The following is a 14776-nucleotide window of genomic DNA, read 5'->3' on the forward strand; positions in this document are numbered from 1 at the left end:
TATTAATTTGTATCATATCTTCTCGCTAAGTGTTCTCCATTGCAGTAATCACCTAAAAGCTCAAGTATAAAATAGTATCCTGATATGGAATAAGAGTGAAACAATTTCAGGATAATAATACGAGGATTTTCTTTACTAGCTTCCCTTACTTCGTATTGAATGACATCGTGAGTAACATTCGTACAGATATTTCTATACTCTTCGTTCTTTTCATTAATTTTTTCGATGAAATTCTCAAGTCCAATTTCAATTTTACTTATGTCGATATCGTACTCAAAGGCAAACTTAGGATTTGTTTTTGGCATAGTAATTAAGTTTTAAATTCTTAATTATCATATAATTATTGATTGATTTGTCAAGATTAACCAGAGCAAAACACCTCAGAAACTGAAGTGTTTTTTATAACCTATCAAATTCTATTAAGCCTAGAAATTAAAAAGACCAATTTTGATATATCAAAATTGGTCATAGTTTTTGCATTATTAATTTGTATCGTACCTCCTGGCTATAACTTCTCCATTACAGTAACCATATATGAGTTGAACTAAAAAATGAAAACCTGATGTGGAATAAGAGTGAAACAATTTCAGGATAATAATACGAGGATTTTCTTTACTAGCTTCCCTTACTTCGTATTGAATGACATCGTGAGTAACATTCGTACAGATATTTCTATACTCTTCGTTCTTTTCATTAATTTTTTTGATGAAATTTTCAAGTCCAATTTCAATTTTACTTATGTCGATATCGTGCTCAAAGGCAAACTTAGGATTTGTTTTTGGCATAGTAATTAAGTTTTAAATTCTTAATTATCATATAATTTATATTTGCTAAGTCAAGTACTTAAGTAATAATGACAAATACAGAGAGATACTGCATCAAATAAGCCAAAGTGATATGTTTCTGTTCGTGGATACTTGGGCTTCTCAAAAAATAACATTCTTAATTTTGGGATATTACGAACTATTACCTCTGCGATTTCATAACGAGTTTTGGCATTCCAGATATCAAATACAATCCGAATTTGTTCTCTAGAGTATAAAGAATAGTTGATTTCATTCATTTTAAGGTAAGCACTTATACTTCTGATAAGTTGCTTCACTCGTGCACATTTGAAGCTTGAATTTCCTTTAAAATCTTCAAGGATAACTCGCTCGGGATCATACTTTTTAATGAGCTTTTTTATTTCAATTATTGACTCTGTATTGCTCATTGGAGTTATTCTAACAACACCCTTATCAATTACTGTTAGAGCTCCTTGCATTAGAGCAAATCCAAATCCATATGAGTTTGGATAGATACTCAAAATTCGTTCATGGTTTTCTTCCATCGGATTATGAGTCATGACAGTTTTGGTTTAAATTATTTACAAATGACTCTATAAATTGTATTCTTTGATTACTCTTTGGTGGTTGATGAGCCTTGAGTTCTTCAACTAGTTTTTGACTTTGCTTGCTTATATTGTCCTTGAGCAGACTCATCTGTTCATCAAATAATTCATTAAGCGGTACTCCGAAGAGCATGTGATATAAAAGATAAATGTTTGGATTTGCTTGGCGCATTCCCCTTTCTACTTTTGAAAGGTTCCCTTTATCAATACCGAGAAGAAAAGCAACGTCATGAAGTGGCAAGTTCGCATCTTTTCGATAATGGGATAATAATTTTGATTTTGTAGGCATAAATAATAAGAGCGTTGAAGGTTAGAGCTCAACGCTTTTATAATGTACGTGACATATTAATTAGATAATACTCATAAAGAGTTGTCTATATGACAAAAAATTTTCGCCTTAAACAACATTTATGGAGTAAGAGTTAATAATTGCCTGTATTAATGAATACAGAAGAATGCATCATAGTTCAGTTACCACTTACTTTTGATGAAGAAAGCAAAGCTTTCATAAAAGGAAGAAGGAACAGAATAGAAATACATAAAGTATTTATTATACAACGTTAATTACTATTACGTCCAGTAAGCTGACAGTAACGCTCCCAATCGGAAAGTCGTTTGTTTATCTTTTTTAATGAGTTTGAATCACTTAGTTTTTTATATGTTAGTTTTATAGTATTACCTTTTGTAATAGGATTTTTGGATGATTCTACACTAGGATTTATTTCAAAATAGGTTGAAGCGTAGAATATACGCAGGCAACCCTTACGCGCCTCTGGTTCACTTAGAATGGCGCCTTTTTTATTTGTGGCAATTATGAGCTTCTTACTAATAAGCTGATGGATTCCCAATGAAATAGATTTGTAGCTAAGACCAGTACGGTTGGCTATAAATTTCTGCGATAACCATTCCCTCTTTTTTCTACCTCCCTTTCCATCCGTAAAACCTATTGTCTGTCTTATGATGAGGAGAAGAATCTTGAGCTCTTTCTCTGAAAGATTTTTGAGATGAATATCTATCAAAGAATTAGGTAATTGTGTGGTCTCTTTATAGTTCATAGAAAAAGTATAACGAGTTTAAACCCTGAATATAGACCTATAAAATTGTCATAGTTATTTTGAGAATGATCAATCTATTTGACAAAAAAACTATATTACTTATAGTATTTATAGTTGGCTTGAAAACGTTGTTGGTTTTCCTGCTGATTAATCGGTTCAAACTGGTACTTTGAACTCGGTGTGCCTTCATTTTACTGGAGGCATTTTTTTTATACTTAATTTTTGAAATATGATTGACAATTTAATATGAGTATTAAAGCTTTTGTAGTGACGTAGGGTACTAATATGCAAAGCAATCAATTAGAAAAACTTTTCAAGGAATATGTTTTAGAATGCAACTATACTCGAGCTCTTAGTCCTGAAACTATTAAAAGCTACACACATGTATTTAATGCCTTTAATAAGGTAATGCCTGAAATAAGCGCACCAGAGTATTTAACGAAACACTCTCTTAATCTTTTTTATGAACGTCTCGGAACAAGAGAGCGTGTTGTAGGAAAGAATATAGTCAGTGGTAAGCTAAAGCAATCAACCATAAAAACGTATTACAGTAAGCTCGTTGCATTCTTTAGATGGATGGAGCGTAATAACTATCTTGACGTAGGATTTTCTGATGCAATTGTAAAACCACCAGAACCAAAATACACCGACGAGAAAGCCTTAACTGATATTGAAATATCAAAGCTCATGGCAACGATATGTCTTCACACCATGGATGATGTTTTGATGTATCAAAGAGATATGCTTATTCTCAATTTCTGTATTTATTCTGGACTTCGAAGGAACGAATTATTGTCCTTAAAAGTTCAAGATGTGGATTTAGTAAGCAGAACGATTAAAGTAAATGCTTCAACCTCAAAAAGCAAAAAGGATCGCTATATACCTTTGCATCCTCAACTCCTTCAACAACTAGACACTCATCTGAAAGAACGACGTCTCAGAGGGCTAAAATGCCCCTATATAGTGACTTCAACACGCAAAGATGAACAACTAACTGTTCACGGTTTAATACACTGGGTAAAGCGATATAGAAAGCTATCGGGAGTAAGATTCCACATTCATCAAACAAGGCATACCTTCGCCTGTTCATTAGCAAAGTCAGGAGCTGATATTGCAACAATAATGAAAGCTCTAGGACATTCAACCACTCAAATGACAGAACGCTATCTGCGCTCTATTACGCCTGAGCACGCACGAAACTATATTGATAAACTATCATATTGATTTTTTTTGAAAGCTCGTGTAATATTCCAAGTGTCGTAAACATTAAACGTTAATCAAACGCTAATGCATCGACTACTGCAACATAATGCTGTTTTTTTTCGCAGAAGCCCTAGTGGTGATGTGATCCATCCTAAAACCTTTGTTTTTGGATGACATAGGGCTAAAACCCTTATAAAATAACATTATTCTTGCGCGTGTAGCTCAGGTGGTTAGAGCGCGTCACTGATAATGACGAGGTCCTAGGTTCAAGTCCTAGCATGCGCACCAAAACAACAAAGACCCTTATAATATAAGGGTCTTTGTTATACATAAATTATTTAGATTCTTATTCAAGCCTTATATGACCTCATCATCATAAAAGATGTGGTCATTACCTATTTTTCTATAACCTTTTAAGATCCTGCGTATGGCTAAGAAATAATCATCCTGTGACCATGTCTCTAAAAGATGTGGTCATAAAATTTAGCAACCTAAAAGACTACCGATGAAAAACCAATGGAAAGTCCTAAACAAAAAACCACTATGTGGTTTTTTGTATTTTTAATGTAAATAAGTATCTTGATACTCAATTTTTTCTAATAGTCCATTTATATCAAAAGAAAGTAGAAACTCTAATCCTCCCTCCAAATTACTTACCGAAAGATATCCTTTATTATATTTTTCAATACCTAATAAACGATAAATTTTTGAATAGTGATCATTTACTCTAATACTGTCAAAAATAACATGATCAGAACTTATCTCTGCCTGCCAAAGAATAGTTTTTCCTTCGCCTATTACATACTTAAACCAAGATAAATCGTCGCCATAAGTAGCAACAAGAACTAATTCATTGTTGCCATATTTTAAAGAAATCATTTCTTCATTGATTAACGGATATAACTCTTTTATATTTTCAAAACTTAGTGAATTAAGGCCTTCATCTATAAAATTATCATTCGCTACATAAAAAGTATTTTCGATATCATCACTTAAATTTAAATGTGAGTAGTCAGTAGAATTTTGCTTCTCTATTTCATAAGTATTTTTGATGTTTATTTCTGTTTTAGGAATTTCAGTAATTATGTTTTTATCAACTTGAGATTTTTGTTTTTTTGATAAATTTATAAGAAATATAGAAATAATTAAGATTATTACAATAATCAATATGTTACGTATGTGTTTTTTTTCAAGTATTTTTTTCATATATATTTTAGTCTTTATTAGATTCTTGTTTCTTTTTTTGACCTGAAGTTAAATTAGACAAACTTTTTGGTGAATATCTATGGTCATATTTATCCTTACCATAGAATTCGCTAGGTGAAGTATTTGGATCATAAGGTGATGAAATTACTTCATAGTGCAAATGAGGTCCAGTACTATTACCTGTATTTCCTGACGACATAATTGTATCACCTATACTGACTGAATCACCTTTATTAACAAGACGCTCTGATCCATGACCATAAAGTGTAAATACTTGTTCATTTTGGATAGAACTTTCCCCATGGTTTAAAATAACAACATTACCATAACTATTTGACCAACTAGATCTAGCTACTTCTCCGTTTGCAGTAGCCTTAATAGGTGTTCCAATAGGAGTTGCATAGTCAGTTCCTCCGTGAGTATTACTACACTTATCACATCCACTTCTATCGTCTAAATACCCAGAACTTATACGTATATTCCCCACAGGAGAATCAAGTGCAGTGTTTCTTTGTTGTTGTGGCCCAATAGGACTTGCATACATAGTATACGAAGATTCACTTGGAGTATTTGCTGTTCTTGGTGAAATAAGCATGCTTGTAATCATTAATGCACTTGCAAGTAATGCTGACTCACCATTTGGATCTACAAAAATAACTGGATTATTCCTTGCGTAAGTATAACTGTTTAATTGTTGTGGGTCACTTAAGAATGCACCAGGATCAAATAATGCTACGGGATCTTGAGATATAAATCTACCAATGTTGCCCGCGTAATATCGCTGACCGGCATAATTCAATCCCGTAGAGCTATCTTTTACGTATCCTGTGAATTGTTTTGTTTCATTATCTGTCCCTGTATCAATTCTCGTATCTCCATATGGATAATAATCAAGTGTCTGTGTAATAGTTCCTGTTGTATCGGTTGTAATGTTAGTTCCGCCTAGGTGATCAGTATGAACATGATTAATCGTTCCGTTATCATCAGTGGCAACTAGTGATTCACCGAGACTTAGTGACACCTTTATGTCTCCATTTTTGATTTCGTAATCTCCAGTTGGGTAAATGGTTGTATCGGACCCTTCAACTAATTTAATCCGTTGATTGTTTGAATCATATTCGTAACTTGAAGTAGCTGTTCCATCACTTGAGCTAGTTAATCGGTTTCGATAATCCCAAGAGTGTGTCCATGTACCATCTGTTGTAAGGTTTCCGTTGTTGTCATATGAATATGATGTTCCTCCAATATTCGTCACCGCATGTGGATTTGAATATCCAGTATCAGTGTATGAATAGTTTACTCCATCAAATGCTGTGATGTTTCCAATTGGAGAATATGAATAGCTACGTGTGTAGTCAGCAGTATTTGCTGAACCTGTAACCGTTGTTCCTGTTAATCGATAGAGGTCATCATAGTTGAATGATTGTGTCTTTGCTGTATCAGTATTTGAAATATCTATGATTTGAGTAATGTTTCCAACATTATCGTAGCTGTAACTTAGATTTTGGAAATCGGTTGTACCATCAGTTGTTACCTTGCTCGTTAATTCATAGAGTTCATTTTCATCGTAGATAAGTGTTGAACTTACTCCATTTGCATGAGTATATGATGTTAGTCGTCCATGGACTCCATAGTCAGCGGTGACAAGTGATGTTCCATTGTATTTAACTTCATCTACTAGTCCTCTAGTATTGTGACCATATTCAGTGTATGAAGCATTTGGGTGCGTTACCTTAGTAACATTTCCTTGTCTATCGTAATCAGTATTAGTTGTGTAACTTGTACCATCAATAGTACGTGATGTTGTGTCTACCAATCCTTGTTTTAGGTAAGTGTGATTAGTTGTGACATCTGGTGTGATTACTGAACACAAGTACCCTGTTCCATTGGTACATGAATCGTAGGTATAGGTGACATCAACTCCAGCTATTCCTGAGTTATTTTCAGTTACTACTCGATTCAGGTCATCATAAGTATATGAAGTTGTGGTTCCGTTTGGATCAGTTTGTGATATCAGATTAATATCATCGTAATTAAAGTTCCATGTTCCAAATGTCGTATCAGATGAATTATGGAGGTCTTCGAGTGAAGTTCTTCGTCCTAGTCCGTCATAATCAATATTTCGTACATTTGATTCTGCGTCAGTAATCTTGGTTAGGAGATTTTGTGCATTGTAATCGTAATTTGTTGTATAGATTGAACCTGCATTATATTCTTTTACCGTTACTAGATTTCCAAAAGCATCAGTAATGAGATCTTTTTCATTGTTTTCTGCATCAACAATTGCTGTTTCAAATCCATCATAATCTGTTGTTGTTGTTCCCTTTGTATTTGATGTAGAGAGAACACGTCCAAGTGCATCATAGGTAAATGATGTTAGTAGATCATTGTTGGATGTTGGATTTGAGTTACTTGAAGATGATGTTTCGTATGGAAGTGATTGTTTCTCTACTCGTCCCATATCGTCATATACCGTATCAAGTGTTAGCCAATCATTATCCATTTCTGATTTCGTTTGGATTGTTTTTCCAAATCCATCAGTGTAAGTATATACATCTTGAAATTCTGTACCTGTGTAGGTTGTTGATTTTGAATACTGAGGACTGGCTGTTGTGTTGTAGCTAATATCTTTTAATACCTCTGTTGCTCCATTACCAACCGTTCCCACAATTTCAATCAATCGATCAAGTCCATCATAGTCATATCCAGTTACTTTTCCATTTGGTTCAGTGATTTGAGTTACTTTTCCTGAAGAGTAATCGTAGAGATAACTTGTTACCTGAGACAGTGCATTAACTACTGACGATGGGTACATATTTTCTGTATCGTATGCATATGTCGTTGTATTGCTTAGTGCATCAGTTTCGGTAAGAGGAAGACCATATCCGTTGTAAGTGTAGATAGTATCCGAATAATCTGAACCTGAAATCCATTTTGATTCTGTTAGAAGATTCCCACTAGTATCATAGTTGTAATTAGTTTCAGCTTCTTTTGTTCCACTATTATTCTTTAATGTTTGATTGGTCGGTAATCCCACAATATAGTTTGCGGTATCATTGGTATAGGTATACTCAACTGTTCGTTTGTCTGATCCTGTATCAGTAAAAGTTCCGTCGATATTTCCATCTACTTCTCCATATTGAGTTTGTTTCTCTATATTTCCATATGAATCATATTCATATTCTGTTGCCGTGTCAGTATGTGAACTTGCTCCATCATATTGCATAGAAAGTTCAGATTCTTTTTGAATTGAATAGGCATCATTACCTAGTGCAGTTTCAATATATTCTGTTCGAGTTCTTGAGAATAAGTTATTTGAAGAATCTTCTATTGTTTGTTCAAATACCTTTCCAATCTTTGTATATGAATCAGTTGGTTCATTTCCTGTTTCTCCGTTTGCTTGGTGATATTTTGCCGTGTGAATGGTTCCATCATCAGTGGTTTTGATAACTTCTCCAAACCCTGTAAATTTCTTGTCGTGTGGAGTGTTGAAGTAATATTCAGCATCACGGTATTCATATGATGTCGTTGCGGTGTTACCGTTATTGTCGTCAGTTGCTATTGATTCGATAACTTCAACTGGGAAATGAATATGGTTTGAATTATCTTGATGTTTTACATGAGAATATTCAAAATCTGTTTCCCCTTGATGAGAATTTGTTAGTTTTGAAATATTTCCAAAAGTATCATGATTTGATAGATATACTCGATCATAGTGAGAACCCCCTTCAGAATAAACACAGTCACTTAAACCATCACCGTCCAAATCTATAATTAACTCCTTACTTCCAACGCATTCATAGTATTGCGAAGGGCTTGATGAGTTCACCTTAGGTAGTTCATAACTTAAATCTAGGTCCCAACCATTTCCTTTGTTAATAAAGGCTCTATTGTAATATTGAGATGAACCTCCAGCAGAAGCAACAATATCAATTAAATTATCTCCGTTGACTTCAGCAAAAGTTGAATAATCAGTTGATTCATCATAATTAAGATCTAAATATTCAGATCCATTATAATTTTTAGGAATTTCCCAACTTGTATTTGACACCCAACCATTACCGTTGTTAATTGCAATCCAATTACTGTTAGCATAGTTATTATCATTGGTGGCTATACAATCAACCAATCCGTCACCATTCACATCTACAAGTGAATTATTTGTATTAGTACAACCTCTTTTAGTACTAGTTCCTGGTTTTAAGGGGAATTGCCAGTCAGACTTAAGGGACCATGTTTTATCCCCATTATTGAGATAGACCTTATCCGCATTTGATCCTCCTTCTGATTTAACACAGTCAATCAATCCATCTCCATTTAGATCAATCATGCGTGTCTCGTTGTAGACACAACGGTAGTATGTTGTTGCACTTATTTTAGGTAACTCATAACTTAAGTCTAAGTCCCATCCGTTACCATTGTTGATATAAACACGATTATAACGTTGATTTAAATCACTTCCTCCTTTTGACGCAATAACATCTGGTAAACCGTCACCGTTTACATCTCCAAAAGTTGAATAATCAGAAGAACCGCTATATGTTAAATCAAGATACTCTGAGTTGTTATAATTTTTTGGTAAGTCCCAACTTAAATCTAAGTCCCAACCATTTCCATTATTAATTGCCACCCAATTTGTTGTAATTGAACTTGTGTCATTACTTGATATGCAGTCAGCAAGACTATCTCCATTAACGTCAATAATAATATTATTTGAATTTACACAACCAGCGAGTATTGTTGAATTTGGCCGAGTTGGGAAATCCCAATCTTGGATGTGAGTGAAAGATTTATCTGCGGTTTCACTATTATACTCAAACTCAACAGGTGGTAATTCAAAAGTATTAGTTCCTGCAAAACCAGTTACTGTAATATCATTTACTAAGTTATCTGTTGTTGAAATTTCATAAGTAAATGCCGCTGAATTATCAATTAAAACTTCAACTTCGTTAATAAGATACGCGGTATTAACATCAAAAGCTGATGAGTTTGCTGTGTATGGATTTGTTCGTGCCATACGATTAAATACCACATTAAAAAGACCTGATTGGTTATACGAAATAGTATCAGGGTAGATTTGCCCTTGGTCTTTAAAATATGAATAAGAGATAGTATTGCTATTCGTATCTGTTACCGTTTCAAGCATCCATGAAAATATTTGTGTACTGTCATTAGGATTATCTTGGCGAGCAGCCACTGTTGCACCAAACTCATACGTTGTCCCTGTTTTATCAGTTACTGTCCAAGTGTCGTTTGAATATTCATATTTCAAAAATGAACCGTTTTCTGTTCGTGGAGTATAGATACCGTTTCCTTGGTCAATCAATTCCCCATCAAGTGATGAGATAAAGTAATCTTCGGTATATAACTTGTCAGTACCTTTCTTATTTACTCGTTGGATGTATGGAATATTAAATGACCACCCTGTTCCCACGAGAGAGCTTTGTGATTTATTAGTACTGTTATATGTCAGTGCAATATCTGGAGTTAATCCATTTCTTCCTGGTGGTACAACAATTGGATATGAATAGTTTAATGAACCATTAGTTGTTGATACCGTTGGGGCAATATATTTACCTAAGGTTTGAGCTTCTGGTTCTACTTGAGCTGATCTTGCCGCAAGAGCTTTTTCTTCTACAGGCTTTACTCCAATGATTTCAGCTTTCTTTTTATCATATTCCTCTTGAGAAATCTTTTCTGCTTTAAGAAGTTCATCAAGTTCAGCTATCTGAGTTAATTGTTCCTTTGAAAGTTCAACCTCAATAGGTTTTACTTCTTCAGAAATAGAAACTTCTTCCTTACTAATCTCTTCCTCAGAAATAGCCTCTACTTTTTCAGTTTTAGTTGTTTCTTTTAAAACTTCTTTTTCTTGAGCGAATAATGGATGAGTAAAAAATGTGGCAACAAAAAAGACCGCTAAAACAATAGCCGTCTTAAAAGACCACATCACGTGTTTGGTAAATGTATTAGATGTAGCAATATTCATATGTTTAAATTATATCAAAAGATTTCCATAAAACTAGCCAGGGTATTTTAAACAGAAAAAATATGTTATATAGATGATGTCGACCATTTTATTAAAATTAATTTAAAATGCATCCGACTACTAAAGAAAGGTTTAAATACAGAGAAGTGATGTGACCCTCTAAAATAAGGGGTCTAAAATTCATAATTTCTATTTAAGCCTTATAAGGAAACAAAATAGGAGTTTTTAGGAACAAAAGATGGCGGGTACTTCACTGATAATTTCGAAGGCGCACTTTAGACCACATACTGAGGCAAATAGTACTGTGTTTATAAAGGGTTTCAGCTGTTTTTACAGCTTAAAAAAATCACTTTTACGACCACATCACTAATATACTCGCCCATTAAACACTCCAGTAGATCGATGCAAGCATCATAATTATGCACATCGAGCAACTACTGGAGAATTTTTGTAATTACTCCAAATTTATAAAAGGACTTACCGACAATACAATAAAAAGATATAAGGAGAACATTCAAAACTTTATTGCAATTACTGAGATTGAAAATTTTGATGACTTAGATGAAAAAAAAGTTTTAAACTTTTTCTTTCTAGGTCGAGTTGAGAAGAAATGGAAAGCAACTACCTACAGAACTTATTATATGACTTTAGTTGTTTTCCTTGATTGGGCTATTGCTAATAATCATCTAGAGACAAATTACGTTAAAGGTATTGAACTTCCTAAAATACCTAAAGCACTCCCAAAAAATTTATCAAAACAACAAACGAACCGTATTCTTGAAACTGCACTAAACTTCCCCTGTTCTCATCGCTTCATTCGATATCGAAATCATGCCATATTATCTACGTTTGTTTTTGCCGGCATTCGTAAGGATGAACTCTTCAAGCTCACCCTTGATGATGTTGATATTCAGAATCGGACTTTATTTATTAATGGTAAGGGAGAGAAGCAACGAATCATCCCGATTAGTTATAGATTAGCAGAAATCTTAGAACGATATTTTAAGGAACGTCAAAAACTTAAAAAAACTTGTCCTGCTTTTTTCACCTCCTTTCGCTTAAATAAACCTTATACTGATGCTGGACTAAGAAGAGTAGTAAGTTCTATACGAAAATGCTCTGGTATTTATTTTAGGCCTCATGTGCTAAGACACACTTTCGCCACGTTGATGCTTGAAGGAGGCTGTGATATTTACTCCCTTTCTAAAATGATGGGTCATAACGATATTAAAACGACAACGCTTTACTTGTCAGCCTCAGCAGAACATTTACGAAATGTATTATTGAAACACCCGTTAGAAAAAATTAGCTTTTAGGCTATTTTTTTGTGTCTATTAAGAAGGAGTTTTTTTTGTTTTCTATTAGCTCATACTAGTGTAATGGATAATCCTAATATCATTAGCTACATAGGTATAACAGATTTTCGAGATGTCCGTCATAGGTTTGGAATATTAGAATCTGATCGATTTATGCATACCTATATTCTAGGGAAAACAACCAGCGGTAAATCCAACCTAATATTGACCTTATGTCTTCAGGATATACGGCGGAATTCTGCGGGCGTTTTTCTCTGTGATGTTCACGGTGATCTTATTGAAACTTTGCTTAGGCATATACCCGAACACAGAAAGAAAGATCTGGTCTATTTAGATATTCCAAATCCCAACCTAAAGATTGGATATAATCCGATTAAAAAGGTTCCTTACGAAATGCGCTCATTGGTTGCCAGTGGAATCCTAGAGAGTTTTAAAAAGCTCTGGAGTTCCTCTTGGGGATTGCGCCTAGAAAACCTGCTTAGAATGGCACTCTTAGCACTTCTAGATCAACCTAAAGCGAACTTAAAAGATGTCTTGCGCATACTTCAAGATCAGGATTATCAAAAGACCTGCTTAGTTAACATTATTAACCCCGAAGTAAAACGGTTTTTCACAAAAGAATTACCACAGCTAACTAGCGCAGTACTGCATCCTATTTTAAGTAAACTAGGAGCACTTTTGGTACATCCAAGTGCACATCGATTTTTAGTTGAAAATCCAGACTCCTTATCGCTATTTAAAGCTATGAACGAAAAGAAAATTGTCTTGGTTAATTTAAATAAAGGTCGACTAGGTGGTGATGTAACTCACGTATTGGGTTCAATCTTGATTTCAGGTATTTATAACAGCTCTCTAGCTAGAGTAATTCTTCCAGAAAGAGAAAGAGTACCTTTTCACGTTTATCTTGATGAATTTCAATATTACACGACCAATATTTCTGATATGTTCTCAGAACTCAGGAAGTTCAAAGTATCGCTCAATATCGCCCATCATTACCTTCAAGAAATCTCTGATAATCTCAGGCATGGAATTCTTGGTAACGTGGGTACTGTTATTTGCTTTAGAATTGGAGCAAACGATGCTGAGTTTATGATTAAGCAACAGTTTAAGGAATATAGTCCTCTTACTGTTGGTGATTATGTATATCTCCCTAATAGGAGCATAATTATTTCTCTTATGATCAATGGTAAACCCTCAAAGCCATTTACCGCAAAAACCTTGTATTACAAGAGTGTTTTATGACAATAAAATATGAGTATTCTTAGAATTCTATGTCTGCAATACTCTTAGGGAACCTTCCTTAAATTTTATAGAAACATGAACACACAAGAAATTGCTACGAAGAAAATCGTAGAATGCAATGAAATTGAAATTCATTACAAGCGCCCAATTTTTAATTCTCATAACAAGGTAGCATCATCAGAAGATTCGGAGCGATTCATTCGTTCATTCATTGATGAAAAGCGAATTGATTACAAAGAGTTCTTTTGGGTGATGCTCTTAACTAATGCGAATCAAATTATCGGCATTAGTGAGATTGCGGCTGGTAATACCACAGGTGTATCGATTAATATCAAAGAGATATATCAACTGGCACTTTTAGCTAATGCACCAGCAATTATCGTTGCGCATAATCATCCTTCGGGAAAATTAGTTCCCTCCGAGGCTGATAGAAAACTAACCAGAAAACTTACTGATGCTTCTAAGCTTTTAGACATCACCTTACTCGACCATCTTATTTTAACCTCTGAAGGTTTTGTATCCTTTTCTGATAGTAATTGGATGTAAGCCTTTTATCTATTTATGATAAAAACTCCAATTACCTATTACGGCGGAAAACAGAATTTAGCTAAACTCATCGTTTCTCTCATTCCAAAACACACAGTATATACCGAAGCTTTTGCTGGCGGTGCAGCTGTATTCTTCCTTAAAGAAAAAGTTCAAAATGAAATCATTAACGATACTGACAATTTTGTAACGGTATTCTATAAAGTGTTACACGAAGATTTTGATGCTTTGAAGTCAAAAATCAAGGTCACTGCATATTCCCGTGTGGTATATAATGTGGCTTTGAATATGTACAAGCATCCTGTATTCTTCACTGATTTACAACGTGCCTGGGCCTTTTTTGTATTAACCAATATGGGCTTTTCTGGACGCATTGGTTCCTTTGGTTGTTATACCAAAGGAACCAAAGCGATGGGCTGGGAACGTAAAAAAGAACTCTTTACTCCAGAGCTTAAAGATCGCTTAAAAGGCACTCAAATCGAGTGTACGGATGCTTTAAAAATTCTGACACTAAGAGACAGTCCTGAAACATTTCATTACATAGATCCACCTTATTTTAATTCTAACATGGGTCACTATGGAAACTACTCTAAGGATGACTTTATAGAACTTCTGAAGGTGCTTTCTAAGCTGAAAGGAAAATTTATCCTCAGTTCGTATCCGTCAGACCTACTTAAGCTTTATACAAAGGAGTTTGGTTGGTATACCAAAACATTTGACCAGTTAGTCACAGCTAATCAAACCAAATCTAAAACAAACAAAATAAAGACAGAAGTGCTTACGGCAAACTTCCCTTTAGATAATAATTAATTATAAACCTTAAAACAATTCA

The 14776-nt window shown here is 34.2% G+C and carries 13 protein-coding genes and 1 tRNA gene; 7 read left to right on the top strand and 7 right to left on the bottom strand.

Annotated elements, in window-relative coordinates; translation table 11 throughout:
- Nucleotides 1-2: 2 nt before the first annotated feature.
- The 4 genes from EV195_RS08400 to EV195_RS08415 all read right to left on the bottom strand — a co-directional run bounded on the left by EV195_RS08400 (nucleotide 3) and on the right by EV195_RS08415 (nucleotide 1679).
- Nucleotides 3-305, bottom strand: coding sequence for a hypothetical protein (locus EV195_RS08400; protein WP_132794503.1), 303 nt, complete (start codon nucleotides 303-305; stop codon nucleotides 3-5).
- A 177-nt stretch (nucleotides 306-482) separates the two neighbouring features.
- Complete coding sequence (locus tag EV195_RS08405) at nucleotides 483-785, bottom strand: hypothetical protein (RefSeq protein WP_132794504.1); 303 nt, start codon at nucleotides 783-785, stop codon at nucleotides 483-485.
- Nucleotides 786-835: 50 nt separating this feature from the next.
- Nucleotides 836-1345, bottom strand: coding sequence for a hypothetical protein (locus EV195_RS08410; protein WP_132794505.1), 510 nt, complete (start codon nucleotides 1343-1345; stop codon nucleotides 836-838).
- Nucleotides 1335-1679 carry a helix-turn-helix domain-containing protein gene (locus EV195_RS08415; RefSeq protein ID WP_132794506.1) on the bottom strand — a complete coding sequence of 115 codons (345 nt, stop codon included), beginning with the start codon at nucleotides 1677-1679 and terminating at the stop codon, nucleotides 1335-1337. Before EV195_RS08415 ends, EV195_RS08410 begins: the two co-directional genes overlap by 11 nt.
- A gap of 152 nt (nucleotides 1680-1831) precedes the next feature.
- Here EV195_RS08415 and EV195_RS16900 point away from each other — a divergent pair, with 152 nt between their 5' ends.
- The gene (locus EV195_RS16900; protein ID WP_262708534.1) at nucleotides 1832-1954 is read left to right on the top strand and encodes a hypothetical protein; all 123 of its coding nucleotides are present in this window, start codon (nucleotides 1832-1834) and stop codon (nucleotides 1952-1954) included.
- Here the strand turns inward: EV195_RS16900 and EV195_RS08420 are convergent.
- Nucleotides 1951-2445 (bottom strand): replication protein, encoded by a 495-nt coding sequence (locus EV195_RS08420; protein WP_132794507.1) that lies wholly within the window; start codon nucleotides 2443-2445, stop codon nucleotides 1951-1953. The two genes, EV195_RS16900 and EV195_RS08420, sit on opposite strands and share 4 nt — an antisense overlap.
- A gap of 285 nt (nucleotides 2446-2730) precedes the next feature.
- Here EV195_RS08420 and EV195_RS08425 point away from each other — a divergent pair, with 285 nt between their 5' ends.
- Nucleotides 2731-3669, top strand: coding sequence for a tyrosine-type recombinase/integrase (locus EV195_RS08425; protein WP_132794508.1), 939 nt, complete (start codon nucleotides 2731-2733; stop codon nucleotides 3667-3669).
- 190 nt (nucleotides 3670-3859) lie between these two features.
- Nucleotides 3860-3936, top strand: a tRNA-Ile gene (locus tag EV195_RS08430).
- Nucleotides 3937-4209: 273 nt separating this feature from the next.
- Here EV195_RS08430 and EV195_RS08435 read toward each other — a convergent pair.
- Both EV195_RS08435 and EV195_RS08440 read right to left on the bottom strand, forming a co-directional pair.
- Nucleotides 4210-4854, bottom strand: coding sequence for a hypothetical protein (locus EV195_RS08435; protein WP_132794509.1), 645 nt, complete (start codon nucleotides 4852-4854; stop codon nucleotides 4210-4212).
- A gap of 7 nt (nucleotides 4855-4861) precedes the next feature.
- Nucleotides 4862-10840: a peptidoglycan DD-metalloendopeptidase family protein gene (locus EV195_RS08440; protein WP_132794510.1), complete on the bottom strand. Its 5979-nt coding sequence runs from the start codon at nucleotides 10838-10840 to the stop codon at nucleotides 4862-4864.
- A gap of 419 nt (nucleotides 10841-11259) precedes the next feature.
- On the opposite strand from EV195_RS08440, the gene EV195_RS08445 reads away from it, so the two are divergent.
- The 4 genes from EV195_RS08445 (at nucleotide 11260) to EV195_RS08460 (ending at nucleotide 14754) form a co-directional block, all read left to right on the top strand.
- Nucleotides 11260-12156 (top strand): tyrosine-type recombinase/integrase, encoded by an 897-nt coding sequence (locus EV195_RS08445; protein WP_132794511.1) that lies wholly within the window; start codon nucleotides 11260-11262, stop codon nucleotides 12154-12156.
- Between the two features lie 63 nt (nucleotides 12157-12219).
- Complete coding sequence (locus tag EV195_RS08450; protein ID WP_132794512.1) at nucleotides 12220-13398, top strand: type IV secretory system conjugative DNA transfer family protein; 1179 nt, start codon at nucleotides 12220-12222, stop codon at nucleotides 13396-13398.
- 75 nt (nucleotides 13399-13473) lie between these two features.
- Complete coding sequence (locus EV195_RS08455; RefSeq protein ID WP_132794513.1) at nucleotides 13474-13944, top strand: JAB domain-containing protein; 471 nt, start codon at nucleotides 13474-13476, stop codon at nucleotides 13942-13944.
- Between the two features lie 15 nt (nucleotides 13945-13959).
- On the top strand, nucleotides 13960-14754 hold the full coding sequence (locus EV195_RS08460; RefSeq protein ID WP_132794514.1) for a DNA adenine methylase: 795 nt from the start codon (nucleotides 13960-13962) through the stop codon (nucleotides 14752-14754).
- Nucleotides 14755-14776: the final 22 nt, after the last annotated feature.

This window comes from Tenacibaculum skagerrakense (genome assembly GCF_004345825.1).
GTDB lineage: Bacteria > Bacteroidota > Bacteroidia > Flavobacteriales > Flavobacteriaceae > Polaribacter > Polaribacter skagerrakensis.